The following is a 23,492-nucleotide window of genomic DNA, read 5'->3' on the forward strand; positions in this document are numbered from 1 at the left end:
TGTGTAAAAAAATAATCACCCTTTATCGTTTGGATTGAGGGCCTCTGTCAACCGTTGTTGTACCTCCTTTTGCAGCGCATTATTAAGGCCACGCCGGTCAGCGGTAGCGATTATGAATAAATCTTCTACTCGCTCGCCAATGGTTGTAATTCTTGCGCCGTGCAGCGAAATTCCAAGGTCGGCAAAAATCTGCCCGACCCGCGCCAGCAGCCCTGGCTGGTCAAGCGCAATCAACTCCAGGAACGATTTTCTGTCCGTATGGGTCGGCAGGAAATTCACTTCGGTATCGACGGTAAAGTGGCGCAGCTTGGCCGGTTGACGACGCGGCTGCGGCGGCTGCCAGGTATGCTGAGTGATCGCCTGCTTCAGCCCGAAACAGATCGCCTCGTGACGATCGGCTGAGAGCGGGCTGCCGTCCGGCTCCAGCACAATAAAGGTGTCCATCGCCATGCCGTCGCGGGTGGTAAAGACCTGCGCGTCATGGACGCTGAGATTGCGGCGATCCAGCTCGGCGCAGACGGCGGCAAAGAGATAGGGGCGATCCGGGCTCCAGATAAAGATCTCGGTTCCGCCGCGCGTCGCCTGCGGGCTCAACAGGATCAGCGGTTTGGTCAGATCGTGTTGCAGCAGATGGCGAGCGTGCCAGGCGAGCTGGTTTGGGCTGTGGCGAACAAAGTAGTTGGCTCGACAGCGCGCCCAAATCTGGTGCAGCCGCTCCTCATTAATATTGTCCATGCGCAGCAGCGCCAGCGCCTGCAACTGGTGGTGACGCACGCGCTCGCGCATATCCGGCGTATTCTGCATCCCGCGGCGCAGCTGTTTTTCAGTGGCGAAATAGAGTTCGCGCAACAGGCTCTGCTTCCAGCTGTTCCACAACGTTTCGTTGGTCGCGCAGATATCGGCAACCGTCAGGCAGACCAGGAAGCGCAGGCGGTTCTCCGTTTGCACCTCTTCGGCAAACTGCTTAATCACTTCCGGATCCTGAATATCACGGCGCTGCGCGGTGACCGACATCAGCAGATGGTGGCGCACCAGCCAGGCGACCAGCTGCGTTTCCCGCGAGTTCAGGCCGTGAAGTTCAGCGAACTTCAGCACATCCTGCGCCCCCAGCACCGAGTGGTCGCCGCCGCGCCCTTTGGCGATATCGTGAAACAGTGCCGCTATCAGAATCAGCTCTGGGTGTGTCAGGCGCGGCCACAGCTCCACGCAAAGTGGGTGCTTGCTGCGAGTCTCCTCTTTGGCAAAACTCTCCAGCTTCAGCAAAACGCGAATGGTGTGCTCATCGACGGTATAGGCGTGAAAAAGGTCGAACTGCATCTGGCCGACAATATGCGACCACTGCGGCATATAGGCCCACAACACGCTGTGGCGATGCATCGGCAACAAACCCCGGCTCACCGCGCCCGGATGGCGCAGCATGCTGAGGAAGATTGTGCGCGCTTCCGGAATGTAGCAGAGCGGCTGGGTTAAATGGCGGCGCGCATGGCGCAAGTGACGCAGGGTGGTGGAGTAGATACCGGTAATGGCGCTGTTACGCACCATAATCGCGAACATGCGTAAAATCGCCTGCGGCTCGCGGATAAACAGCGTCTCATCGCGCAGATCGATAAGCGTACCGCGCAGCTGAAACTCATCATCGATTGGGCGCGGCTTTTCGTCAGGCGTCAGGGCGAGGATCGCTTCGTCGAAGAGTTGCAGCAGCATATGGTTAAGTTCCGACACGCGGCGCGTGACGCGGAAGAAATCCTTCATCATATGCTCAACGGGCTGATTGCCGTCGCCGACATAGTTGAGACGCTGCGCCACGCTGAGCTGGCGGTCGAATAGCAGGCGGTTATCGTAGCGCGTTACTTCCAGATGCAGGGCGAAGCGAATACGCCACAGCAGATGCAGGCACTCATTCAGCTCGTTGCGTTCCGCTTCGGTCAGAAAGCCGAAGCCGACCATCTCATTAAGCGAGGTAGCGCCAAAATGGCGGCGCGCGACCCACTGTAAGGTATGAATATCGCGCAGGCCGCCGGGGCTGCTTTTAATATCGGGCTCAAGGTTATAGCTGGTGCCGTGATAGCGCTGATGGCGCTCGTTCTGCTCCACCACTTTCGCCGGGAAGAAGGTCTCCGACGGCCAGAAATTGTCGCTGAAGATATGTTTTTGCAGTTCCAGAAACAGCGCGACATCGCCGACCAGCAGGCGTGATTCGATAAGGTTGGTGGCGACAGTGAGATCCGATAATCCCTCCTGCAGACACTCATCCAGCGTGCGCACGCTGTGACCCACCTCCAGCTTCACATCCCACAGCAGGGTCAGCAGCTCGCCGATCTTTTGCGCCTGCTCATCCGGTAGCTTATTGCGGCTGAGGATCAGCAGATCGATATCGGATAAGGGATGCAGCTCACCACGGCCGTAGCCGCCAACGGCCACCAGCGCGGTATCGCCCGCATCGCCAAAGCCATATTGCAGCCACAAGCGCTGCAACAGCTGATCGATAAATTCGGTGCGCGCCTCAATCAGCTGCTCGGCCGAGATCCCGGCGTCAAACACCTGCCCCAGCCACTGCTGAAAAGCATCGATGCGCGCTTTGATGGTGGCGCAGTGCAGCTCCTCTGCGGGCCACACTCCGGGATGTTCAGGCTGGCCGGGAAGGGTGGGCTGAACGCTGCTGACAAATTGTTCGGAAGAGATATTGCTCATGATTAGCCACCCAGTTGGCGTGCGGATCCACTGCAAAACAAAGTAAAAGAGATGGATGGAAATGAAAAGTCGTTTATATGTATGACCCGGCCGGGAAGCGGGCAAAAAAAACGGCCCGCAAAGCGGACCGTTATAGCTGGCAGAGAGGCGCTATCAGGCGGCGGTCAGCACAGCCTCGATGGTGTCATCTTTACGCAGCGTGAGGATCTCACAGCCGGTTTCAGTGACAACAATCGTGTGCTCGTACTGCGCAGAGAGGCTGCGATCTTTGGTTTTCACCGTCCAGCCATCTTTCATGGTACGAATGCGGTAATCACCGGCATTGACCATCGGCTCGATGGTAAAGGTCATACCCGCTTTCAGCACCACGCCGCCGTCATCAGCGTCGTAATGCAGCACCTGCGGCTCTTCGTGGAAGCCGCGACCAATGCCGTGACCGCAATATTCGCGCACCACGGAGAAGCCTTCGCCTTCAACATATTTCTGGATAGCAGCACCGAGGGTACGCAGACGAATACCCGGTTTTACCATGCGCAGCGCCAGGTAGAGGCTATCCTGGGTGACGCGGCAGAGGCGCTCGCCAAGAATGGTCGGTTTACCGACGATAAACATCTTCGAGGTGTCGCCGTGATACTCATCTTTAATGACGGTGACGTCGATATTGACCACATCGCCATCTTTCAGCAGTTTTTCGTCATCCGGGATGCCGTGGCAAACCACTTCATTAATTGAGATACAGACCGATTTCGGGAAGCCGTGATAGCCCAGGCAGGCCGAAACGGCGTGTTGCTCATTAACGATGTAATCGTTACAGATGCGGTCCAGTTCGCCGGTGCTGACGCCGGGTTTAATGTGCGGTTCGATCATTTCAAGCACTTCGGCGGCGAGACGGCCGGCAACGCGCATTTTTTCAATTTCTTCGGGTGTTTTAATAGAGATAGCCATGAGAAGTGTCCATCAGTGTCGATTTTTCGACTATACCAGGAGTAGTGCTGTCAATGGTAACAGTCGGGCAAGCGTTGTGCCAAATTGAGAATCGTTAACAGCACGCTGCGGTAACAACTATTGGTGTCTTGCTCACTTTTGTGATATAAAGCGCGCCGGACTTCCGTTCCTGTTTTGGAATGGGAGCCACAAATCTCACTTTGTGTAATAACACACACGTATCGGCACATATTCCGGGGTGCCCTTCGGGGTCGGTAATATGGGATACGTGGAGGCATAACCCCAACTTTTATATAGAGGTTTTAATCATGGCAACTGTTTCCATGCGCGACATGCTCAAGGCTGGTGTTCACTTTGGTCACCAGACCCGTTACTGGAACCCGAAAATGAAGCCTTTCATCTTCGGCGCGCGTAACAAAGTTCACATCATCAACCTTGAGAAGACTGTACCGATGTTCAACGAAGCCCTGGCTGAGCTGAACAAGATCTCTGCTCGTAAAGGCAAGATCCTGATCGTTGGTACTAAACGCGCTGCAAGCGAAGCGGTGAAAGAAGCAGCTCAGAATTGCGATCAGTTCTTCGTGAACCATCGCTGGCTGGGCGGCATGCTGACTAACTGGAAAACCGTTCGTCAGTCCATCAAACGTCTGAAAGACCTGGAAACTCAGTCTCAGGACGGCACCTTCGACAAGCTGACCAAGAAAGAAGCGCTGATGCGCACTCGTGAGCTGGACAAGCTGGAAAACAGCCTGGGCGGTATCAAAGACATGGGCGGCCTGCCGGACGCACTGTTTGTTATCGACGCTGATCACGAGCACATCGCAATCAAAGAAGCAAACAACCTGGGTATCCCGGTATTTGCTATCGTTGATACCAACTCCGATCCGGACGGCGTTGACTTCGTTATCCCGGGTAACGACGATGCAATCCGTGCTGTTAGCCTGTACCTGAATGCCGTTGCTGCTACCGTTCGTGAAGGCCGTTCTTCTGATCTGGCTACTCAGGCGGAAGAAAGCTTCGTAGAAGCTGAGTAATAAGGCACGCTCGCTGAGCCCCTTATTGAGCAGGTAGTACCGAGTTTGGTTAGGGGGCCTGTTTATGGCCCCCTTTTTCACTTTCAAGCCTGTTTGGTTCCTGGAACCGGGCAGGTCATATCTCTCCCGAGGATTAAAGAATGGCTGAAATTACCGCATCCCTGGTAAAAGAGCTGCGTGAACGTACTGGCGCAGGCATGATGGACTGTAAAAAAGCGCTGACCGAAGCAAGCGGCGACATCGAGCTGGCAATCGAGAACATGCGTAAGTCCGGTGCGATCAAAGCGGCGAAAAAAGCGGGCAACGTTGCTGCTGACGGCGTGATCATCACCAAAATCGACGGCACCTACGGCATCATTCTGGAAGTTAACTGCCAGACTGACTTCGTTGCTAAAGATGCTGGTTTCCAGGCATTTGCTAACAAAGTTCTGGACGCTGCTGTTGCTGGCAAAATCACCGACGTTGAAGTTCTGAAAACGCAGTTCGAAGAAGAGCGCGTTGCACTGGTTGCTAAAATCGGTGAGAACATCAACATCCGTCGCGTCTCTTCCCTGGAAGGCGAAGTTCTGGGCTCTTACCAGCACGGCGCGCGTATCGGTGTTCTGGTTGCGGCGAAAGGCGCTGATCAGGAGCTGGTTAAGCAGCTGGCTATGCACGTTGCTGCAAGCAAGCCGGAATTCGTTAAGCCGGAAGACGTGTCTGCTGAAGTGGTTGAGAAAGAGTACCAGGTTCAGCTGGACATCGCCATGCAGTCTGGCAAGCCGAAAGAGATCGCAGAGAAAATGGTTGAAGGCCGCATGAAGAAATTCACCGGCGAAGTTTCTCTGACCGGCCAGCCTTTCGTTATGGACCCGAGCAAAACCGTTGGCCAGCTGCTGAAAGAGCACAACGCTGACGTGACTGGCTTCATCCGCTTCGAAGTGGGCGAAGGCATCGAGAAAGTTGAGACTGACTTCGCAGCAGAAGTTGCTGCCATGTCCAAGCAGTCTTAATCAATAAAAGGAGCCGCCTGAGGGCGGCTTCTTTTTATGTCCTTCATCTGAAAAACAGCCAGCACACTAGTGTTAGCGCTGACAGGCGACGTATCATAGCGCCAGATTAAACCCGTCTAATTGTTCACAGTCTCAGGAAAGAAACATGGCTACCAATGCAAAACCCATCTACAAACGCATTCTGCTTAAGCTGAGTGGCGAGGCGCTTCAGGGCTCTGAAGGTTTCGGTATCGACGCAAGCATTCTTGACCGTATGGCACAGGAAATTAAAGAACTGGTTGAACTGGGTATTCAGGTTGGCGTAGTCATTGGCGGGGGTAACCTGTTCCGTGGTGCGGGCCTGGCGAAAGCGGGGATGAACCGCGTTGTGGGCGATCACATGGGTATGCTGGCAACAGTGATGAACGGCCTGGCAATGCGTGATGCTCTGCATCGTGCCTATGTGAACGCGCGCCTGATGTCCGCATTCCCGTTAAACGGCGTGTGTGACAACTACAGCTGGGCTGAAGCAATCAGCCTGCTGCGTAATAACCGCGTAGTGATTTTCAGCGCCGGTACCGGTAACCCGTTCTTCACCACCGACTCCGCAGCCTGCCTGCGCGGTATCGAAATCGAAGCCGATGTGGTGCTGAAAGCGACCAAAGTGGACGGCGTCTATACGGCCGATCCGGTGCTGGATCCGACAGCAACCCTCTGCGAGCGCCTCTCCTATACTGAAGCGCTTGATAAAGAACTGAAAGTGATGGATCTGGCCGCCTTTACCCTCGCTCGCGACCATAAATTACCGATTCGCGTGTTCAATATGAACAAACCAGGCGCGCTGCGCCGCGTGGTAATGGGCGAAAAAGAGGGCACATTGATTACGGAATAATTCCCGTAAGCAATAAATAAAGGTAAGATTCCGCTTTAATTTATCCAGCAGAGCGTTCCGGCATCTTTACGATGCCATCATGGGAACAAGGCTATACTTAGCACAACCGCCGTATGGCCTGTCTGCGACAAGATTTCAAGGATCCGTAACGTGATTAGCGATATCAGAAAAGATGCTGAAGTACGCATGGAAAAATGCGTAGAATCCTTCAAAACCCAAATCAGCAAAGTCCGTACCGGCCGCGCTTCTCCGAGCCTGCTGGACGGCATCGTTGTTGAATATTACGGTACGCCGACGCCGCTGCGTCAGCTGGCCAGCGTAACGGTAGAAGACTCCCGTACTCTGAAAATCAACGTCTTCGATCGCTCGATGAGCCCGGCCGTTGAAAAAGCGATCCTCACCTCCGATCTGGGTCTGAACCCAAGCTCTGCGGGCAGCGATATTCGCGTTCCGCTGCCGGCACTGACCGAAGAGCGTCGTAAAGATCTGATCAAAGTGGTGCGCGGTGAAGCTGAACAGGCCCGTGTTGCCGTGCGCAACGTGCGCCGTGACGCTAACGACAAAGTTAAAGCGCTGCTGAAAGACAAAGAGATCAGCGAAGATGATGACCGTCGCTCTCAGGATGACGTGCAGAAGCTGACCGACGCTGCGATCAAGAAAGTTGACGCGGCGCTGGCGGACAAAGAAGCGGAACTGATGCAGTTCTGATTCGATACAAACCGACTAAAACGCCGTCCAGAGAGCCGTGCAAGCGGCTTGCTGACGGCGTTTTTGCTTTCCCCCCTTGCAACGTTGCGAGCGTTTCATGAAGCATTTAACTCTTCTGGGCTCAACGGGTTCCATAGGTTGCAGCACGCTTGCTGTGGTTCGTCATAATCCCGATCGTTTCACCGTCACCGCGCTGGTCGCGGGAAAAAATGTCGCGCGCATGGTGGAACAGTGCCTCGAGTTCTCTCCGCGCTATGCGGTGATGGATGACGCTGACAGCGCGCAGCAGCTACAGCGCACCCTGAGCGAGCATGGCAACCGCACGGAAGTGCTGAGCGGTCAGCAGGCCGCCTGTGAAATGGCGGCGCTTGATGAGGTCGATCAGGTGATGGCCGCTATCGTCGGCGCGGCTGGATTACTGCCAACGCTTGCCGCTATTCGTGCCGGTAAAAGCGTACTGCTTGCCAATAAAGAGTCGCTTGTTACCTGTGGCCGCCTGTTTATGGAGGCGGTGAAAGAGAGCAGGGCGCAGCTGCTGCCGGTCGACAGCGAGCATAATGCGATTTTTCAGAGTTTGCCGGAACCAATCCAGCATAACCTGGGGTACGCTGATCTCGAACAGAATGGCGTATCGTCTATTCTGCTTACCGGGTCTGGTGGCCCATTCCGGGAGACGCCGATGGCGGATCTGGCGCTGATGACGCCGGATCAGGCTTGTCGCCATCCGAACTGGTCGATGGGGCGTAAAATCTCCGTTGATTCCGCCACCATGATGAATAAAGGTCTGGAATACATTGAAGCACGCTGGTTATTTAATGCCGCTGCCCGCCAGATGGAAGTGCTGATTCACCCGCAATCGGTGATCCACTCCATGGTGCGTTATCAGGATGGCAGTGTGTTGGCGCAGTTGGGTGAACCGGATATGCGAACACCCATCGCACACACGATGGCCTGGCCGGAGCGTGTGTCGTCAGGTGTCAACGCCCTTGATTTCTGCAAGCTGAGCGCATTGACTTTTGCCGCCCCCGATTTCGATCGTTATCCCTGTCTGAAGCTGGCGATTGACGCCTCCAGCGAGGGTCAGGCGGCGACAACCGCGCTAAATGCAGCGAATGAAGTGGCCGTTTCGGCTTTCCTGGCATCCGCTATTCGTTTCACTGATATTGCCGCTCTCAATCTCTCTGTGCTGGAACAGATGGATTTACGTGAACCGCAGAGTATTGATGACGTTCTGGCCGTCGATGTACTGGCACGAGAGATTGCGCAAAAACAAGTGATGCGCTTCGCAAGCTAGTGATAATGCTGTCCGGAGTGACGGTGCTATTTGTTAGCGTAGGGCTTCAGTGATATAGTCTGCGCCACAAAATTGCCGCTTTTTATTATGGCGAATTGTGTAAGCCGTGGTTTGCGCGGCTTTTTTGTGTGAAGGCTTTTGTATTCCTGAGTACCGCTAAATCCTTTTCAGGGACTAAAACGCGTTATGTTGTCTGCTAACCAACCGATAAGCGAAAATTTGCCAACGCATGGCTGCCGCCATGTAGCGATAATTATGGATGGCAATGGTCGCTGGGCAAAAAGGCAGGGGAAACTCCGTGCCTTTGGACACAGAGCGGGAGCGAAATCCGTTCGCCGCGCAGTCTCTTTTGCCGCCAACAATGGTATCGACGCGCTGACGCTGTATGCTTTTAGTAGCGAAAACTGGAACCGTCCGGCGCAGGAAGTGAGCGCGCTGATGGAACTGTTTGTGTGGGCGCTGGATAGCGAAGTGAAAAGCCTGCACCGCCATAATGTTCGTTTACGCATTATTGGCGATACCAGCCGGTTTAATGCGCGTTTGCAGGAGCGAATCCGCAAAGCGGAAGCGTTAACCGCCCAGAACAGCGGGCTAACGTTAAATATCGCCGCCAACTACGGTGGGCGTTGGGATATCGTTCAGGGAGTTCGGCATTTAGCTGAGCAAGTGCAGGAAGGGCTGTTGCGCCCGGACGAAATAGATGAAGAGACGCTGAACAAGCAAGTCTGCATGCATGAGCTGGCTCCCGTTGATTTAGTGATTAGGACGGGCGGCGAACATCGCATAAGTAATTTTTTACTTTGGCAAATTGCCTATGCCGAACTTTACTTTACTGATGTTCTTTGGCCTGATTTTGATGAACAAGACTTTGAAGGTGCGCTGAATGCCTTTGCTAATCGAGAGCGTCGTTTCGGTGGTACCGAGCCTGGTGGCGACAAAGCCTGATGGGGGTTGCTTTTGCTGAAGTATCGCCTGATTTCTGCGTTTGTATTGATACCCATTGTTATCGCGGCGCTTTTTTTGCTGCCACCGGTGGGATTTGCGATTATCACTCTCGCCGTCTGCATGCTCGCCGCATGGGAATGGGGTCAGCTGAGCGGCTTAACTTCGCGCACGCAGCGCGTGTGGCTGGCGGTGCTCTGTGGGCTGCTGTTAGCGCTGATGCTGTTTACGCTGCCGGAGTATCATCACAACGTTCACCAGCCGCTGGTTGAAGGCTCGCTTTGGGCCTCTCTGGTGTGGTGGCTGGCGGCATTGGGGCTGGTGCTGGGTTATCCGGCCTCTGCGGCGCTGTGGCGCAACTCTAAAGCGCTGCGCCTGCTGTTTGGCGTTCTCACCATCATTCCCTTCTTCTGGGGCATGCTGGCGCTGCGGGTCTGGCACTATGAGGTCAACCCCTACAGCGGCGCAATCTGGTTGCTCTACGTCATGATCCTTGTCTGGGGCGCGGACTCGGGTGCTTATATGTTTGGCAAACTGTTTGGCAAACATAAGCTGGCACCGAAAGTGTCGCCCGGTAAAACCTGGCAAGGTTTCCTCGGCGGATTGCTGACCGCAGGGATCATCTCCTGGGGCTACGGCGCATGGGCGAACCTTGAAGTGGCGCACTCAACGCTGCTGATCTGCTCTGTGGTGGCCGCGCTTGCTTCGGTGCTGGGCGATTTAACCGAGAGCATGTTCAAGCGTGAAGCCGGCATTAAAGATAGTGGTCATCTTATTCCAGGCCACGGCGGTATACTGGATCGCATTGACAGCCTGACGGCGGCGGTTCCCGTATTTGCCTGTCTGTTACTGCTGGTTTTCAGGACGATTTGACGGAAGGTTTTATGCTGAGCATTCTCTGGAATCTGGCGGCGTTCATTATTGCGCTTGGTGTTTTGATCACGGTGCATGAATTTGGCCATTTCTGGGTTGCTCGCCGTTGCGGCGTCCGCGTCGAGCGCTTCTCCATCGGTTTTGGTAAAGCGCTCTGGCGCCGCTTCGATAAGCAGGGCACCGAATTTGTTATCGCCCTGATCCCGCTTGGCGGTTACGTCAAAATGCTCGATGAGCGCGTCGAGCCGGTCGCCCCGGAGATGCGCCACTTCGCGTTTAACAACAAAACCGTTGGCCAGCGCGCCGCAGTGATCGCGGCGGGTCCCATCGCCAACTTCATCTTCGCTATCTTCGCCTACTGGCTGGTGTTTATCATCGGCGTCCCTGGCGTTCGCCCGGTAATTGGTGAAATAACGCCCAACTCTATCGCTGCAAGCGCGCAAATTGCACCCGGCACGGAACTTAAAGCCATTGATGGTATCGAAACGCCTGATTGGGATGCAGTGCGCTTACAGCTGGTGTCAAAAATCGGTGACAGTCAGACGACCGTCAGCGTGGCACCTTTCGGCAGTAACAATCGACAGGATAAAGTGCTGGACCTGCGCCACTGGACCTTTGCGCCTGACAAGGACGATCCGGTGATGTCGCTGGGGATTCGGCCGCGCTCCGCGCAGCTGGAACCGCTGCTCGCTGAAGTCCAGAGCGGTTCCGCCGCCAGCAAAGCAGGTTTGCAAGCAGGCGACAGGATCGTTAAAGTCGAGGGTCAGCAGTTAACGCAGTGGACCACCTTTGTCACGCTGGTGCGGGACAACCCCGGTAAGGCGTTAGCGTTAGACGTGGACAGGCAGGGGACTCCCTTGTCTGTAACACTGGTACCGGATACGAAACCCGGTAACAAGGCAGAGGGTTTTGCGGGCGTAGTGCCCAAAATTATCCCGCTGCCGGATGAATATAAGACAGTACGCCAGTACGGGCCTTTCAGCGCCATCGCCGAAGCCACGGGTAAAACCTGGCAGTTGATGAAGCTGACGGTCAGTATGTTGGGGAAATTGATCACCGGTGATGTAAAACTGAACAACCTCAGTGGGCCGATCTCTATCGCCCAGGGGGCTGGGATGTCAGCAGAGTTCGGGTTGATTTACTACCTGATGTTCCTCGCTTTGATAAGCGTGAACTTAGGCATTATCAATCTGTTCCCGCTCCCCGTTTTAGACGGCGGACATCTGCTGTTTTTAGCGATTGAGAAGCTGAAAGGCGGACCGGTATCCGAGCGAGTTCAAGACTTTAGTTATCGCATTGGCTCTATTTTGCTGGTGTTGTTAATGGGGCTTGCACTTTTCAATGATTTCTCTCGCTTGTAAGAGAGTTTGTTAGGAAGAACGCATAATAACGATGGCGATGAAAAAGTTGCTCATAGCGTCGCTGCTGTTTAGCAGCGCCACCGTATACGGTGCTGAGGGGTTCGTAGTGAAGGATATTCATTTCGAAGGCCTACAGCGTGTCGCCGTTGGTGCGGCCCTCCTCAGTATGCCAGTACGTCCAGGCGATACGGTGAATGATGAAGACATCAGTAACACCATTCGCGCACTGTTTGCCACTGGCAACTTTGAGGATGTTCGTGTCCTGCGTGATGGCGATACCCTTCTCGTTCAGGTGAAAGAACGCCCGACAATCGCCAGCATCACCTTCTCCGGCAACAAGTCGGTAAAAGATGACATGCTGAAACAGAACCTTGAGGCTTCTGGCGTGCGTGTTGGCGAATCACTGGATCGCACCACCCTCTCCGATATTGAAAAAGGGCTGGAAGATTTTTACTACAGCGTCGGTAAATACAGCGCCAGCGTAAAAGCTGTCGTCACGCCGCTGCCGCGTAACCGCGTCGATCTTAAGCTGGTCTTCCAGGAGGGCGTCTCCGCGCAGATCCAGCAGATCAACATCGTCGGTAACCACGCGTTTTCAACCGAACAGCTGATCTCTAACTTCCAGCTGCGCGATGAAGTGCCATGGTGGAACGTAGTCGGCGATCGTAAATACCAGAAACAGAAGCTGGCGGGCGATCTTGAAACCCTGCGCAGCTACTACCTGGATCGCGGTTATGCCCGTTTCAACATTGATTCGACTCAGGTTAGCCTGACGCCGGACAAAAAAGGCATTTACATTACCGTTAACGTTACCGAAGGCGATCAGTACAAGCTTTCTGGCGTGCAGGTTGCCGGCAATCTGGCGGGCCACTCAGCGGAAATTGAAGGCCTGACCAAAATTCAGCCGGGCGAGCTCTACAACGGCACCAAAGTGACCAAAATGGAAGACGATATTAAAAAGCTTCTGGGTCGCTATGGTTATGCCTATCCGCGCGTACAGTCTCAGCCTGAGATTAATGACGCCGATAAGACCGTTAAGCTGCATATCAACGTCGATGCGGGTAACCGTTTCTACGTGCGTAAGATCCGCTTTGAAGGCAATGACACCTCGAAAGATACCGTTCTGCGTCGCGAAATGCGCCAGATGGAAGGGGCATGGCTCGGCAGCGATCTGGTCGATCAGGGTAAAGAGCGTCTGAACCGTCTCGGCTACTTTGAAACCGTCGATAGCGAAACGCAGCGTGTTCCGGGCAGCCCGGATCAGGTTGATGTGGTTTACAAGGTCAAAGAGCGTAACACCGGTAGCTTCAACTTTGGTGTCGGTTACGGCACGGAAAGCGGCGTTAGCTTCCAGGTCGGCGTGCAGCAGGATAACTGGTTAGGTACCGGTTACTCTGTTGGCATCAGCGGCACCAAGAACGACTACCAGACCTACTCGGAACTCTCGGTCACCAACCCGTACTTCACGGTTGATGGCGTGAGCCTCGGCGGCCGTCTGTTCTACAACGACTTTAAAGCGGACGACGCGGACCTCTCATCCTACACCAACAAAAGTTATGGTCTGGATGGCACGCTCGGGTTCCCGATCAACGAATACAACACGCTGCGCACCGGTTTAGGCTACGTGCACAACAGCCTGTCGAAGATGCAGCCGCAGATCGCCATGTGGCGTTATCTCGACTCCGTGGGGCAGAATGCCAGCACCAGGGATGACAGCAACGGCTATTCAGCGGATGATTTCACCTTCAACTATGGCTGGACGTATAACAACCTTGACCGCGGTTACTTCCCGACGAAAGGTTCACGCGTCAACCTGAACGGTAAAGTGACGATTCCGGGCTCCGATAACGAGTTCTACAAAGTCACTGTCGATACCGCGTCCTACTTCCCGATTGACGAGGATCACAAATGGGTGATGCTGGGTCGTACACGTTGGGGCTATGGCGACGGTATCGGTAGCAAAGAAATGCCGTTCTATGAGAACTTCTATGCAGGTGGTTCCAGCACCGTGCGCGGCTTCCAGTCCAATAACATTGGTCCGAAAGCGGTCTACTACGGCGGCAGCGGTCTGGAAAACTGTAACACTACCACGTCGAAATTCTGTAAGTCTGACGATGCGGTGGGCGGTAACGCAATGGGTGTTGTCAGCGCTGAGCTGATCACGCCAACGCCGTTTATCAGCGAGAAGTATGCTAACTCTGTACGTACCTCCTTCTTCTGGGATGCGGGCAGCGTATGGGATACGAACTGGCAAAATACCGCGGAGATGAAAGCGCTGGGTATTCCGGATTATAGCGATCCGAGCAATATCCGCATGTCTGCCGGTATCGCACTACAATGGATGTCCCCATTGGGGCCGTTGGTCTTCTCCTACGCCCAGCCGTTTAAAAAGTACGATGGAGACAAAGCGGAGCAGTTCCAGTTTAACATCGGTAAAACCTGGTAACGCCGCACTGCAAAGGAATGCGCAAGCAGTGTAGTGATGGCTGCGGCTTCGAAGAAGCCCAGCCTCGCAAAGAGCTGTACCTCCGGGTACAAACGGGATGGTAAGGAGTTAATTGTGAAAAAGTTGTTATTAGCTGCAGGTTTAAGTCTGGCAATGGCCGCGTCGGCTCAAGCTGCTGACAAAATTGCGATTGTTGATATGGGTAACCTGTTACAGCAGGTCGCACAGACTTCCGGCGTTTCTCAGACCATGAAAAACGAATTCGGCGGCCGTGCCAACGAACTGCAGAGCATGGAGTCCGACCTGCAAGCAAAAGCACAGCGTTTGCAGCGCGACGGTTCTACCATGAAAGCGAGCGAGCGCAGCAAACTGGAAAAAGATATCACTTCCGGTCGCCAGGCATTCGCTCAGAAAGCGCAGGCTTTTGAGCAGGATCAGGCTCGCCGCTCTAACGAAGAGCGCGGCAAGCTGGTCACCCGCATCCAGTCCGCAGTGAAGAAAGTCGCTGCCGATCAGGGTGTGGATCTGGTTATCCCTGCCAATGCCGTTATTTACAACAGCAATGATGTGAAAGACATCACCGCTGATGTACTGAAACAGGTTAAATAAGTAATGCCTTCAATTCGACTCGCTGATTTAGCTCAGCAGTTGGATGCAGAATTACACGGTGATGGCGATATCGTCATCACCGGCGTTGCGTCCATGCAATCTGCCGAAGCAGGTCATATCACTTTCATGGTAAATCCTAAATACCGTGAACACCTGGCCGCATGCCAGGCCTCTGCCGTTGTAATGACGCAGGACGATCTTCCTTTTGCCCACAGCGCCGCACTGGTCGTGAAGAACCCTTATCTGACCTACGCGCGTATGGCACAAATTCTTGATACCACGCCGCAGCCTGCGCAGAACATCGCCCCTGGTGCCGTTATCGATCCGACCGCGACGCTGGGCAGCAATGTCTCTATCGGCGCGAATGCGGTGATTGAATCCGGGGTGACCCTCGGCGACAACGTCGTGATCGGCCCGGGCTGCTTCGTGGGGAAAAATACGAAAATTGGCGCAGGATCGCGTCTTTGGGCCAACGTATCTATTTACCATGAGATTGAAATCGGTGAGAACTGCCTGGTTCAATCGGGGACGGTAATAGGTTCGGATGGCTTTGGTTATGCTAACGATCGCGGAAATTGGGTGAAAATCCCGCAACTTGGTCGCGTAATCATCGGCAACAATGTCGAGATTGGCGCATGTACCACCATCGACCGCGGCGCGCTTGATGATACCCGTATCGGTAACGGCGTAATTATCGATAACCAGTGTCAGATTGCACATAACGTTGTGATTGGCGACAATACCGCCGTTGCCGGTGGCGTCATCATGGCAGGCAGCCTGAAAATTGGCCGCTACTGCATGATTGGCGGAGCCAGCGTAATCAACGGGCATATGGAAATTTGCGACAAGGTTACGGTAACGGGGATGGGTATGGTGATGCGTCCTATCACTGAGCCAGGCATTTATTCTTCCGGCATTCCGTTACAACCCAATAAAACGTGGCGAAAAACCGCAGCCCTGGTGATGAATATCGACGAGATGAGTAAGCGTTTGAAAGCTGTCGAGCGCAAGATAAATCAACAAGACGAGTAATTCATTCACCTGACGCTTGTACACAAAAGCGTTCGGGTTAACAGAAAAAGCGACAAAACGCCTCTGCAACTCGACGCATAAAGTGTATATACTCCCCGGCCTGTTGGCATTCTCAGGAATGTCGCGGGCCGTGTTATTATTGCTTTTTTGTATATTTAGACAGGAAGAGTATTTTGACTACTGACACTCATACTCTGCACATTGAAGAGATCCTGGAGCTTCTGCCGCACCGCTACCCGTTCTTACTGGTAGATCGTGTGCTGGATTTTGAAGAGGGTCGTTTTCTGCGCGCAGTCAAAAATGTTACGGTAAACGAACCGTTTTTCCAGGGCCACTTCCCTGGCAAACCGATTTTCCCGGGCGTGCTGATCCTCGAAGCAATGGCGCAGGCAACCGGTATTCTGGCGTTTAAAAGCGTTGGTAAACTGGAACCGGGTGAGCTGTACTACTTCGCCGGCATCGACGAAGCGCGCTTTAAGCGCCCCGTTGTGCCTGGCGATCAGATGATCATGGAAGTCACTTTCGAGAAAACGCGCCGTGGCGTGACCCGCTTTAAAGGGGTTGCTATGGTTGACGGTAAAGTTGTTTGTGAAGCTACTATGATGTGTGCACGTAGCCGGGAGGCCTGATACGTGATTGATAAAACCGCCTTTATTCATCCTACCGCCATTGTTGAAGAGGGTGCCGTCATTGGCGCCAACGTTCATATTGGCCCGTTTTGTATTGTGGGACCTCACGTCGAAATCGGCGAAGGGACCGTACTGAAATCTCACGTTGTTGTTAACGGCCTCACCAAAATCGGTCGTGATAACGAGATTTATCAGTTCGCCTCCATCGGTGAAGTAAACCAGGATCTGAAATATGCTGGTGAGCCGACCCGTGTGGAAATTGGCGATCGCAACCGCATTCGCGAAAGCGTCACCATCCATCGTGGCACAGTACAGGACGCTGGACTGACGAAGGTGGGCAGCGATAACTTACTGATGATCAACTCGCACGTTGCGCATGACTGCATTATCGGTAACCGCTGCATCCTCGCGAATAATGCAACGCTGGGCGGCCACGTCACAATCGGTGATTTTGCGATCATCGGTGGCATGACGGCAGTTCACCAGTTCTGCATTATTGGCGAGCACGTGATGGTTGGCGGCTGCTCCGGCGTCGCGCAGGACGTACCGCCTTATGTCATTGCTCAGGGCAACCATGCCACGCCGTATGGCGTGAACATCGAAGGCCTGAAACGCCGTGGCTTCAGCCGCGAAGCGCTTGTGGCTATCCGTAATGCGTACAAATTGCTCTATCGCAGCGGTAAAACGCTCGACGAAGCAAAACCGGAGATTGCCGAGCTTGCCGCGAAGCACCCGGAAGTTGATGCGTTTATGCAGTTCTTTGAGCGCTCGACGCGTGGCCTGATCCGTTAATGGTCGACAAGCGTCCGCTTACGATAGCTCTTGTCGCCGGAGAAACCTCCGGCGATATTCTTGGTGCCGGTCTTATCCGCGCACTGAGAGCGCGCGTGCCCAACGCCCGATTTGTTGGCGTTGCCGGCCCGCGTATGCAGGCTGAAGGGTGTGAAGCCTGGTATGAGATGGAAGAGCTGGCGGTGATGGGGATCGTCGAAGTGCTTGGCCGTCTGCGTCGCCTGCTGCATATCCGCGCTGATTTGACCCGTCGCTTCAGCGAGCTGCAACCCGATGTGTTTGTCGGGATTGATGCGCCAGACTTTAACATTACCCTTGAGGGTAATTTAAAAAAACGCGGCATCAAAACGATTCACTACGTCAGCCCGTCTGTCTGGGCGTGGCGACAAAAGCGCGTTTTCAAAATTGGTAAAGCCACCGATCTGGTACTGGCGTTTCTCCCTTTCGAAAAAGCGTTTTACGACCGGTTTAATGTCCCATGCCGCTTTATCGGGCACACCATGGCCGATGCCATGCCGCTCGATCCCGATAAAAATGCGGCGCGCGCGCATCTGGGGATTAGCCCGCAGGCGCGCTGCCTGGCGCTGCTGCCCGGCAGCCGTGGTGCAGAAGTCGAGATGCTGAGCGCCGACTTTTTGCGTACCGCGCAGCTGCTGCGTGAGCGCTACCCGGAGCTGGAAGTAGTGGTTCCGCTGGTCAATGCGAAACGCCGCGAGCAGTTTGAGCAGATCAAAGCGCAAGTTGCGCCGGATTTGACGGTGCACCTGCTTGATGGCCAGGCGCGGGAAGCGATGATCGCGTCCGATGCCGCGCTGCTTGCCTCGGGCACCGCAGCGCTGGAGTGCATGCTGGCGAAATGCCCGATGGTGGTCGGCTACCGTATGAAGCCCTTCACCTTCTGGCTGGCGAAACGGCTGGTGAAAACGCCCTATGTTTCCCTGCCGAACCTGCTCGCCGGGCGCGAAGTGGTTAAAGAGCTGTTGCAGGAAGAGTGCCAGCCGCAGGCGTTGGCTGCCGCACTGGAACCGCTGCTGGCGAACAGTGAAACCCGCCATGAAATGCATGATCTGTTTCGCGAGCTGCATCAGCGCATCCGCTGTAATGCCGATGAACAGGCAGCGGACGCGGTACTGGAGTTAGCAAAATGATTGAGTTTGTTTATCCGCACACGCATCTTGTTGCGGGTGTGGATGAAGTAGGGCGCGGCCCGCTGGTCGGCGCGGTTGTGACGGCGGCGGTGATCCTCGATCCCGCTCGGCCAATTGTGGGTCTCAACGACTCAAAAAAACTTTCCGAAAAACGCCGTTTGTCGCTCTTTGATGAGATTAAAGAGAAAGCGCTGGCCTGGAGTCTCGGCCGCGCGGAGCCGCACGAGATCGATGAGCTTAATATTCTGCACGCCACGATGCTGGCAATGCAGCGCGCGGTCGCCGGGCTTGCTATTACGCCGGAGTACGTGCTGATTGACGGCAACCGTTGCCCAGCGCTTGCCATGCCCTCGATGGCGGTGGTGAAAGGCGACAGCCGTGTGGCTGAAATCAGCGCGGCGTCGATTATCGCCAAAGTCACGCGCGATGCCGAAATGGCCGCGCTGGATGCGATCTTCCCGCAGTATGGCTTTGCACAACATAAAGGCTATCCCACGGCTTTTCATCTGGAAAAGCTGACGGAGCATGGCGCAACCGAGCATCACCGACGCAGCTTTGCGCCGGTCAGGCGCGCGTTGGGCGTCGTCTCCTGATTCTTAAGAACGTGAAACTACAGGCTGGAATTGAATAATGGCTGAACCACGTTTCGTACACCTGCGGGTGCATAGCGACTACTCCATGATTGACGGGCTGGCGAAAACCGGGCCGCTGGTGAAGAAGGCGGCCGCCCTTGGCTCGCCCGCGCTGGCGATCACCGATTTTACCAACCTCTGCGGTCTGGTGAAGTTCTACGGAACGGCGCACGGTGCCGGGATCAAGCCCATCGTCGGCGCTGACTTCCACGTGCAGTGCGATCTGATTGGTGACGAGCTGACGCAGCTTACCGTCCTCGCCGCCAACAATACCGGCTACCAGAACCTGACGCTGCTGATTTCGCGCGCCTATCAGCGCGGCTACGGCGCGGCGGGCCCTTATATCGATCGCGACTGGCTAATTGAGCTTAACGAAGGGCTGATCCTGCTTTCCGGCGCGCGAATGGGCGACGTCGGCAAAAGCCTGCTGCGCGGTAACAGCGCGCTGGTGGAGCAGTGCCTCGATTTCTATAAAACCCATTTCCCGGATCGCTACTATCTGGAGCTGATCCGCACCGGTCGTCAGGACGAAGAGAACTACCTGCACGCGGCGGTCGCGCTGGCAGAAGCGCAGGGGGTGCCGGTTGTCGCCACCAACGATGTCCGCTTCCTCGAAGAGGGCGACTTTGACGCCCATGAAATTCGTGTCGCCATCCACGACGGCTTTACCCTCGACGATCCCAAACGCCCGCGTAACTACTCGCCGCAGCAATATATGCGCAACGAAGAGGAGATGTGCGAACTCTTCTCCGATATTCCGGAAGCGCTGGAAAACAGCGTCGAAATTGCTAAACGCTGTAACGTCACCGTGCGCCTCGGCGAGTACTTCCTGCCGCAGTTCCCGACCGGGGATATGACCACCGAAGATTTCCTGGTCGTGAAATCGAAAGAGGGGCTGGAAGAGCGACTTGAATTCCTCTTCCCCGATCCGGCAGTGCGTGCCGAGAAACGCCCGCCTTACGACGAGCGCCTCGACATTGAGCTGCAGGTTATCAACCAGATGGGCTTCCCTGGCTACTTCCTGATCGTTATGGAGTTTATCCAGTGGTCGAAAGATAACGGCGTGCCCGTTGGGCCTGGACGTGGTTCCGGTGCCGGGTCGCTGGTCGCCTATGCGCTGAAGATCACCGATCTTGACCCGCTGGAGTTTGACCTTCTGTTCGAACGTTTCCTTAACCCCGAACGTGTCTCGATGCCCGACTTCGACGTCGACTTCTGCATGGAGAAACGTGACCAGGTAATCGAGCACGTGGCGGATATGTATGGCCGCGACGCGGTGTCGCAAATCATCACCTTTGGTACCATGGCGGCGAAAGCGGTTATCCGCGACGTTGGCCGCGTGCTGGGCCACCCCTATGGCTTTGTCGACCGTATCTCCAAGCTGGTGCCGCCCGATCCGGGCATGACGCTGGCAAAAGCCTTTGAAGCAGAGCCGCAGCTGTCGGAGATCTACGAAGCCGACGAAGAGGTGCGGGCGCTGATTGACATGGCGCGCAAGCTGGAAGGGGTGACGCGTAACGCCGGTAAACACGCCGGTGGCGTGGTGATTGCGCCTACCAAAATTACCGATTTTGCACCGCTTTACTGCGATGAAGCCGGGCAGCATCCGGTTACCCAGTTTGATAAGAACGACGTGGAATACGCCGGGCTGGTGAAGTTCGACTTCCTCGGCCTGCGTACGCTCACCATCATCAACTGGGCGCTGGAGATGATCAACGCCCGGCGCGAGAAGCAGGGCGAGCCGCCGCTGGATATCGCCGCCATTCCGCTTGAAGACAAGAAGAGCTTCGACATGCTGCAACGCTCGGAGACCACGGCGGTCTTCCAGCTTGAATCCCGCGGCATGAAGGATCTGATCAAGCGTCTGCAGCCGGACTGCTTCGAAGATATGATCGCACTGGTGGCGCTGTTCCGCCCCGGTCCGCTGCAATCGGGCATGGTAGATAACTTTATCGACCGTAAGCACGGGCGCGAAGAGATCTCCTACCCGGACGTGCAGTGGCAGCACGAGAGCCTGAAGCCGGTGCTGGAGCCGACCTACGGCATTATCCTGTATCAGGAACAGGTAATGCAGATTGCCCAGGTGCTCTCCGGTTACACCCTCGGCGGCGCGGATATGCTGCGTCGTGCGATGGGTAAGAAGAAGCCGGAAGAGATGGCCAAACAGCGCTCCATTTTTGAAGATGGCGCGAAGAAAAACGGTATCGATGGCGAGCTGGCGATAAAAATCTTCGACCTGGTGGAGAAATTCGCCGGGTATGGATTTAACAAATCACACTCCGCCGCCTATGCTTTGGTTTCCTACCAGACCCTGTGGCTGAAAGCGCACTATCCGGCCGAGTTTATGGCGGCGGTAATGACCGCCGATATGGACAACACCGAGAAAGTGGTCGGGCTGGTGGATGAGTGCTGGCGCATGGGGCTGAAGATCCTGCCGCCGGACATTAACTCCGGGCTCTACCACTTCCACGTCAATGACGATGGCGAGATCGTCTACGGCATCGGCGCGATCAAAGGCGTGGGCGAAGGGCCGATTGAAGCGATTATCGAAGCGCGTAACAACGGCGGCTATTTCCGCGAGCTGTTCGATCTCTGTGCGCGCACCGATATCAAAAAGCTCAATCGCCGGGTGCTGGAAAAGCTGATTATGTCCGGGGCGTTCGACCGCCTTGGCCCGCACCGCGCGGCGCTTATGAACTCGCTCGGCGATGCGTTGAAAGCGGCCGATCAGCACGCGAAAGCGGAAGCGATCGGCCAGGCAGATATGTTCGGCGTGCTGGCGGAAGAGCCGGAGCAGATTGAGCAATCCTACGCCAGCTGCCAGCCATGGCCGGAGCAGGTTCAGCTTGAGGGCGAGCGGGAGACGTTGGGGCTCTACCTGACGGGACACCCGATCAACCAGTATTTAAAAGAGATAGAGCGCTATGTCGGAGGCTACAGGCTGAAAGACATGCATCCGACCGAACGTGGGAAGGTCACCACGGCGGCCGGGCTCGTCATTGCTGCGCGGGTTATGGTCACCAAGCGCGGCAATCGTATCGGCATCTGTACGTTGGATGACCGTTCCGGGCGTCTTGAAGTGATGTTGTTCACTGATGCGCTGGATAAATACCAGCAGCTGCTGGAAAAAGACCGCATACTCATCGTCAGCGGACAGGTCAGCTTTGATGACTTCAGCGGTGGGCTTAAAATGACCGCCCGTGAAGTCATGGACATTGACGAGGCCCGTGAAAAATATGCCCGCGGGCTTGCTATATCGCTGACGGACAGGCAAATTGATGACCAGCTTTTAAACCGACTCCGTCAGTCTCTGGAACCCCACCGTTCGGGAACCATTCCAGTACATCTCTATTACCAGAGGGCGGATGCGCGCGCGCGGTTACGCTTCGGCGCAACCTGGCGTGTCTCTCCGAGCGATCGTTTACTTAACGATCTGCGTGGCCTCATTGGTTCGGAGCAGGTGGAACTGGAGTTTGACTAATACAGGAATACTATGAGTCTGAATTTCCTTGATTTCGAACAGCCGATTGCTGAGCTGGAAGCGAAAATCGATTCTCTGACCGCCGTTGGCCGTCAGGATGAAAAACTGGATATTAACATCGACGAAGAGGTGCATCGTCTACGTGAAAAGAGCGTAGAGCTGACACGTAAAATCTTTGCCGATCTCGGTGCCTGGCAGGTTGCGCAGTTAGCCCGCCATCCGCTGCGTCCATACACCCTGGATTATGTTCGCCTGGCGTTCGACGAATTTGACGAGCTGGCCGGCGACCGCGCCTATGCTGACGATAAAGCTATCGTTGGCGGCATCGCGCGTCTGGATGGTCGCCCGGTGATGATCATTGGTCATCAGAAAGGCCGTGAAACGAAAGAGAAGATCCGCCGCAACTTCGGTATGCCAGCGCCGGAAGGGTATCGTAAAGCGCTGCGCCTGATGGAGATGGCGGAACGCTTTAACATGCCGATCATTACCTTCATCGACACGCCGGGTGCCTATCCGGGCGTTGGCGCGGAAGAGCGTGGCCAGTCGGAAGCGATTGCCCGCAACCTGCGTGAAATGTCTCGCCTGAGCGTGCCGGTTATCTGCACCGTGATTGGCGAAGGCGGCTCCGGCGGCGCGCTGGCGATTGGCGTTGGCGACAAAGTCAATATGCTGCAGTACAGCACCTACTCGGTGATCTCCCCGGAAGGGTGTGCCTCGATCCTGTGGAAAAGCGCGGACAAAGCACCTCTGGCGGCCGATGCAATGGGCATCATCGCACCGCGTCTGAAAGAGCTGAAACTGATCGATTCTATCATTCCGGAACCGCTGGGCGGCGCACACCGCAACCCGGAAGCCATTGCCGCTTCGCTGAAAGCGCAGCTGCTGGCAGATCTCGCCGATCTGGAAGGGCTGAGCAAAGACGATCTGCGCAACCGCCGTTACCAGCGTCTGATGAGCTACGGCTACGCCTGATAGCGAAACGCTGTGTAAAACGCGATAATGAGCCGCACCC

Annotated in this window: 19 protein-coding genes; 17 read left to right on the forward strand and 2 right to left on the reverse strand. The window is 55.3% G+C overall.

The annotated features are described in order from the left end of the window. Positions 1 to 15: 15 nt before the first annotated feature. On the reverse strand, positions 16 to 2,691 hold the full coding sequence (gene glnD, locus SOM48_RS09535; RefSeq protein WP_042716715.1) for a bifunctional uridylyltransferase/uridylyl-removing protein GlnD: 2,676 nt from the start codon (positions 2,689 to 2,691) through the stop codon (positions 16 to 18). Positions 2,692 to 2,844: 153 nt separating this feature from the next. Continuing rightward, a complete protein-coding gene (gene map, locus SOM48_RS09540) occupies positions 2,845 to 3,636 on the reverse strand; it encodes a type I methionyl aminopeptidase (protein ID WP_023480350.1) in 792 nt (263 codons plus the stop codon). Positions 3,637 to 3,944: 308 nt separating this feature from the next. Here map and rpsB point away from each other — a divergent pair, with 308 nt between their 5' ends. The 17 genes from rpsB to accA all read left to right on the forward strand — a co-directional run bounded on the left by rpsB (position 3,945) and on the right by accA (position 23,452). Continuing rightward, a complete protein-coding gene (rpsB, locus tag SOM48_RS09545) occupies positions 3,945 to 4,670 on the forward strand; it encodes a 30S ribosomal protein S2 (RefSeq protein ID WP_023480483.1) in 726 nt (241 codons plus the stop codon). Between the two features lie 140 nt (positions 4,671 to 4,810). Further along, positions 4,811 to 5,662, forward strand: coding sequence for a translation elongation factor Ts (tsf, locus tag SOM48_RS09550; RefSeq protein WP_023480457.1), 852 nt, complete (start codon positions 4,811 to 4,813; stop codon positions 5,660 to 5,662). Between the two features lie 145 nt (positions 5,663 to 5,807). After that, positions 5,808 to 6,533, forward strand: a complete 726-nt coding sequence (gene pyrH / locus SOM48_RS09555; protein ID WP_076768872.1) for a UMP kinase — start codon at positions 5,808 to 5,810, stop codon at positions 6,531 to 6,533. Positions 6,534 to 6,683: 150 nt separating this feature from the next. Continuing rightward, positions 6,684 to 7,241 carry a ribosome recycling factor gene (gene frr / locus SOM48_RS09560; protein ID WP_023480286.1) on the forward strand — a complete coding sequence of 186 codons (558 nt, stop codon included), beginning with the start codon at positions 6,684 to 6,686 and terminating at the stop codon, positions 7,239 to 7,241. 97 nt (positions 7,242 to 7,338) lie between these two features. After that, positions 7,339 to 8,535 carry a 1-deoxy-D-xylulose-5-phosphate reductoisomerase gene (ispC, locus tag SOM48_RS09565; RefSeq protein WP_313163493.1) on the forward strand — a complete coding sequence of 399 codons (1,197 nt, stop codon included), beginning with the start codon at positions 7,339 to 7,341 and terminating at the stop codon, positions 8,533 to 8,535. Between the two features lie 186 nt (positions 8,536 to 8,721). After that, entirely contained in the window at positions 8,722 to 9,480 is a 759-nt protein-coding gene (gene ispU / locus SOM48_RS09570) for a (2E,6E)-farnesyl-diphosphate-specific ditrans,polycis-undecaprenyl-diphosphate synthase (protein ID WP_023480217.1), read from the forward strand. 12 nt (positions 9,481 to 9,492) lie between these two features. Continuing rightward, a complete protein-coding gene (gene cdsA / locus SOM48_RS09575; RefSeq protein ID WP_076768871.1) occupies positions 9,493 to 10,350 on the forward strand; it encodes a phosphatidate cytidylyltransferase in 858 nt (285 codons plus the stop codon). Positions 10,351 to 10,361: 11 nt separating this feature from the next. Then, on the forward strand, positions 10,362 to 11,711 hold the full coding sequence (gene rseP, locus SOM48_RS09580) for a sigma E protease regulator RseP (RefSeq protein WP_128483613.1): 1,350 nt from the start codon (positions 10,362 to 10,364) through the stop codon (positions 11,709 to 11,711). Between the two features lie 31 nt (positions 11,712 to 11,742). Then, positions 11,743 to 14,157 (forward strand): outer membrane protein assembly factor BamA, encoded by a 2,415-nt coding sequence (bamA, locus tag SOM48_RS09585; protein WP_076768870.1) that lies wholly within the window; start codon positions 11,743 to 11,745, stop codon positions 14,155 to 14,157. 114 nt (positions 14,158 to 14,271) lie between these two features. Beyond that, positions 14,272 to 14,766: a molecular chaperone Skp gene (gene skp / locus SOM48_RS09590; RefSeq protein WP_023480303.1), complete on the forward strand. Its 495-nt coding sequence runs from the start codon at positions 14,272 to 14,274 to the stop codon at positions 14,764 to 14,766. Positions 14,767 to 14,769: 3 nt separating this feature from the next. Beyond that, positions 14,770 to 15,798, forward strand: coding sequence for a UDP-3-O-(3-hydroxymyristoyl)glucosamine N-acyltransferase (gene lpxD, locus SOM48_RS09595; protein WP_034813316.1), 1,029 nt, complete (start codon positions 14,770 to 14,772; stop codon positions 15,796 to 15,798). Positions 15,799 to 15,971: 173 nt separating this feature from the next. Continuing rightward, positions 15,972 to 16,427 (forward strand): 3-hydroxyacyl-ACP dehydratase FabZ, encoded by a 456-nt coding sequence (gene fabZ, locus SOM48_RS09600; RefSeq protein ID WP_023480493.1) that lies wholly within the window; start codon positions 15,972 to 15,974, stop codon positions 16,425 to 16,427. A 3-nt stretch (positions 16,428 to 16,430) separates the two neighbouring features. Beyond that, positions 16,431 to 17,219 carry an acyl-ACP--UDP-N-acetylglucosamine O-acyltransferase gene (lpxA, locus tag SOM48_RS09605; protein ID WP_313163497.1) on the forward strand — a complete coding sequence of 263 codons (789 nt, stop codon included), beginning with the start codon at positions 16,431 to 16,433 and terminating at the stop codon, positions 17,217 to 17,219. Next, positions 17,219 to 18,367, forward strand: coding sequence for a lipid-A-disaccharide synthase (gene lpxB, locus SOM48_RS09610; protein WP_076768869.1), 1,149 nt, complete (start codon positions 17,219 to 17,221; stop codon positions 18,365 to 18,367). The genes lpxA and lpxB overlap by 1 nt, the downstream gene beginning before the upstream one ends. Further along, positions 18,364 to 18,960 (forward strand): ribonuclease HII, encoded by a 597-nt coding sequence (rnhB, locus tag SOM48_RS09615; protein WP_042712004.1) that lies wholly within the window; start codon positions 18,364 to 18,366, stop codon positions 18,958 to 18,960. The genes lpxB and rnhB overlap by 4 nt, the downstream gene beginning before the upstream one ends. Before the next feature lie 37 nt (positions 18,961 to 18,997). After that, positions 18,998 to 22,480, forward strand: coding sequence for a DNA polymerase III subunit alpha (gene dnaE / locus SOM48_RS09620; RefSeq protein ID WP_320511842.1), 3,483 nt, complete (start codon positions 18,998 to 19,000; stop codon positions 22,478 to 22,480). 12 nt (positions 22,481 to 22,492) lie between these two features. Then, the gene (gene accA / locus SOM48_RS09625; RefSeq protein ID WP_023480513.1) at positions 22,493 to 23,452 is read left to right on the forward strand and encodes an acetyl-CoA carboxylase carboxyl transferase subunit alpha; all 960 of its coding nucleotides are present in this window, start codon (positions 22,493 to 22,495) and stop codon (positions 23,450 to 23,452) included. Positions 23,453 to 23,492 lie beyond the last annotated feature (40 nt).

This window comes from Kosakonia sp. CFBP8986, from assembly GCF_034044935.1.
GTDB lineage: Bacteria > Pseudomonadota > Gammaproteobacteria > Enterobacterales > Enterobacteriaceae > Kosakonia > Kosakonia cowanii.

What these genes read in the sequence shown, in the direction of transcription:
- rnhB (WP_042712004.1), top strand. Translation starts at nt 18,364, where the DNA reads ATGATTGAGTTTGTTTATCCGCACACGCATCTTGTTGCGGGTGTGGAT.
- ispU (WP_023480217.1), top strand. Translation starts at nt 8,722, where the DNA reads ATGTTGTCTGCTAACCAACCGATAAGCGAAAATTTGCCAACGCATGGC.
- accA (WP_023480513.1), top strand. Translation starts at nt 22,493, where the DNA reads ATGAGTCTGAATTTCCTTGATTTCGAACAGCCGATTGCTGAGCTGGAA.
- ispC (WP_313163493.1), top strand. Translation starts at nt 7,339, where the DNA reads ATGAAGCATTTAACTCTTCTGGGCTCAACGGGTTCCATAGGTTGCAGC.
- pyrH (WP_076768872.1), top strand. Translation starts at nt 5,808, where the DNA reads ATGGCTACCAATGCAAAACCCATCTACAAACGCATTCTGCTTAAGCTG.
- dnaE (WP_320511842.1), top strand. Translation starts at nt 18,998, where the DNA reads ATGGCTGAACCACGTTTCGTACACCTGCGGGTGCATAGCGACTACTCC.
- rseP (WP_128483613.1), top strand. Translation starts at nt 10,362, where the DNA reads ATGCTGAGCATTCTCTGGAATCTGGCGGCGTTCATTATTGCGCTTGGT.
- lpxB (WP_076768869.1), top strand. Translation starts at nt 17,219, where the DNA reads ATGGTCGACAAGCGTCCGCTTACGATAGCTCTTGTCGCCGGAGAAACC.
- lpxD (WP_034813316.1), top strand. Translation starts at nt 14,770, where the DNA reads ATGCCTTCAATTCGACTCGCTGATTTAGCTCAGCAGTTGGATGCAGAA.
- tsf (WP_023480457.1), top strand. Translation starts at nt 4,811, where the DNA reads ATGGCTGAAATTACCGCATCCCTGGTAAAAGAGCTGCGTGAACGTACT.
- glnD (WP_042716715.1), bottom strand. Translation starts at nt 2,691, where the DNA reads ATGAGCAATATCTCTTCCGAACAATTTGTCAGCAGCGTTCAGCCCACC.
- rpsB (WP_023480483.1), top strand. Translation starts at nt 3,945, where the DNA reads ATGGCAACTGTTTCCATGCGCGACATGCTCAAGGCTGGTGTTCACTTT.
- bamA (WP_076768870.1), top strand. Translation starts at nt 11,743, where the DNA reads ATGGCGATGAAAAAGTTGCTCATAGCGTCGCTGCTGTTTAGCAGCGCC.
- map (WP_023480350.1), bottom strand. Translation starts at nt 3,636, where the DNA reads ATGGCTATCTCTATTAAAACACCCGAAGAAATTGAAAAAATGCGCGTT.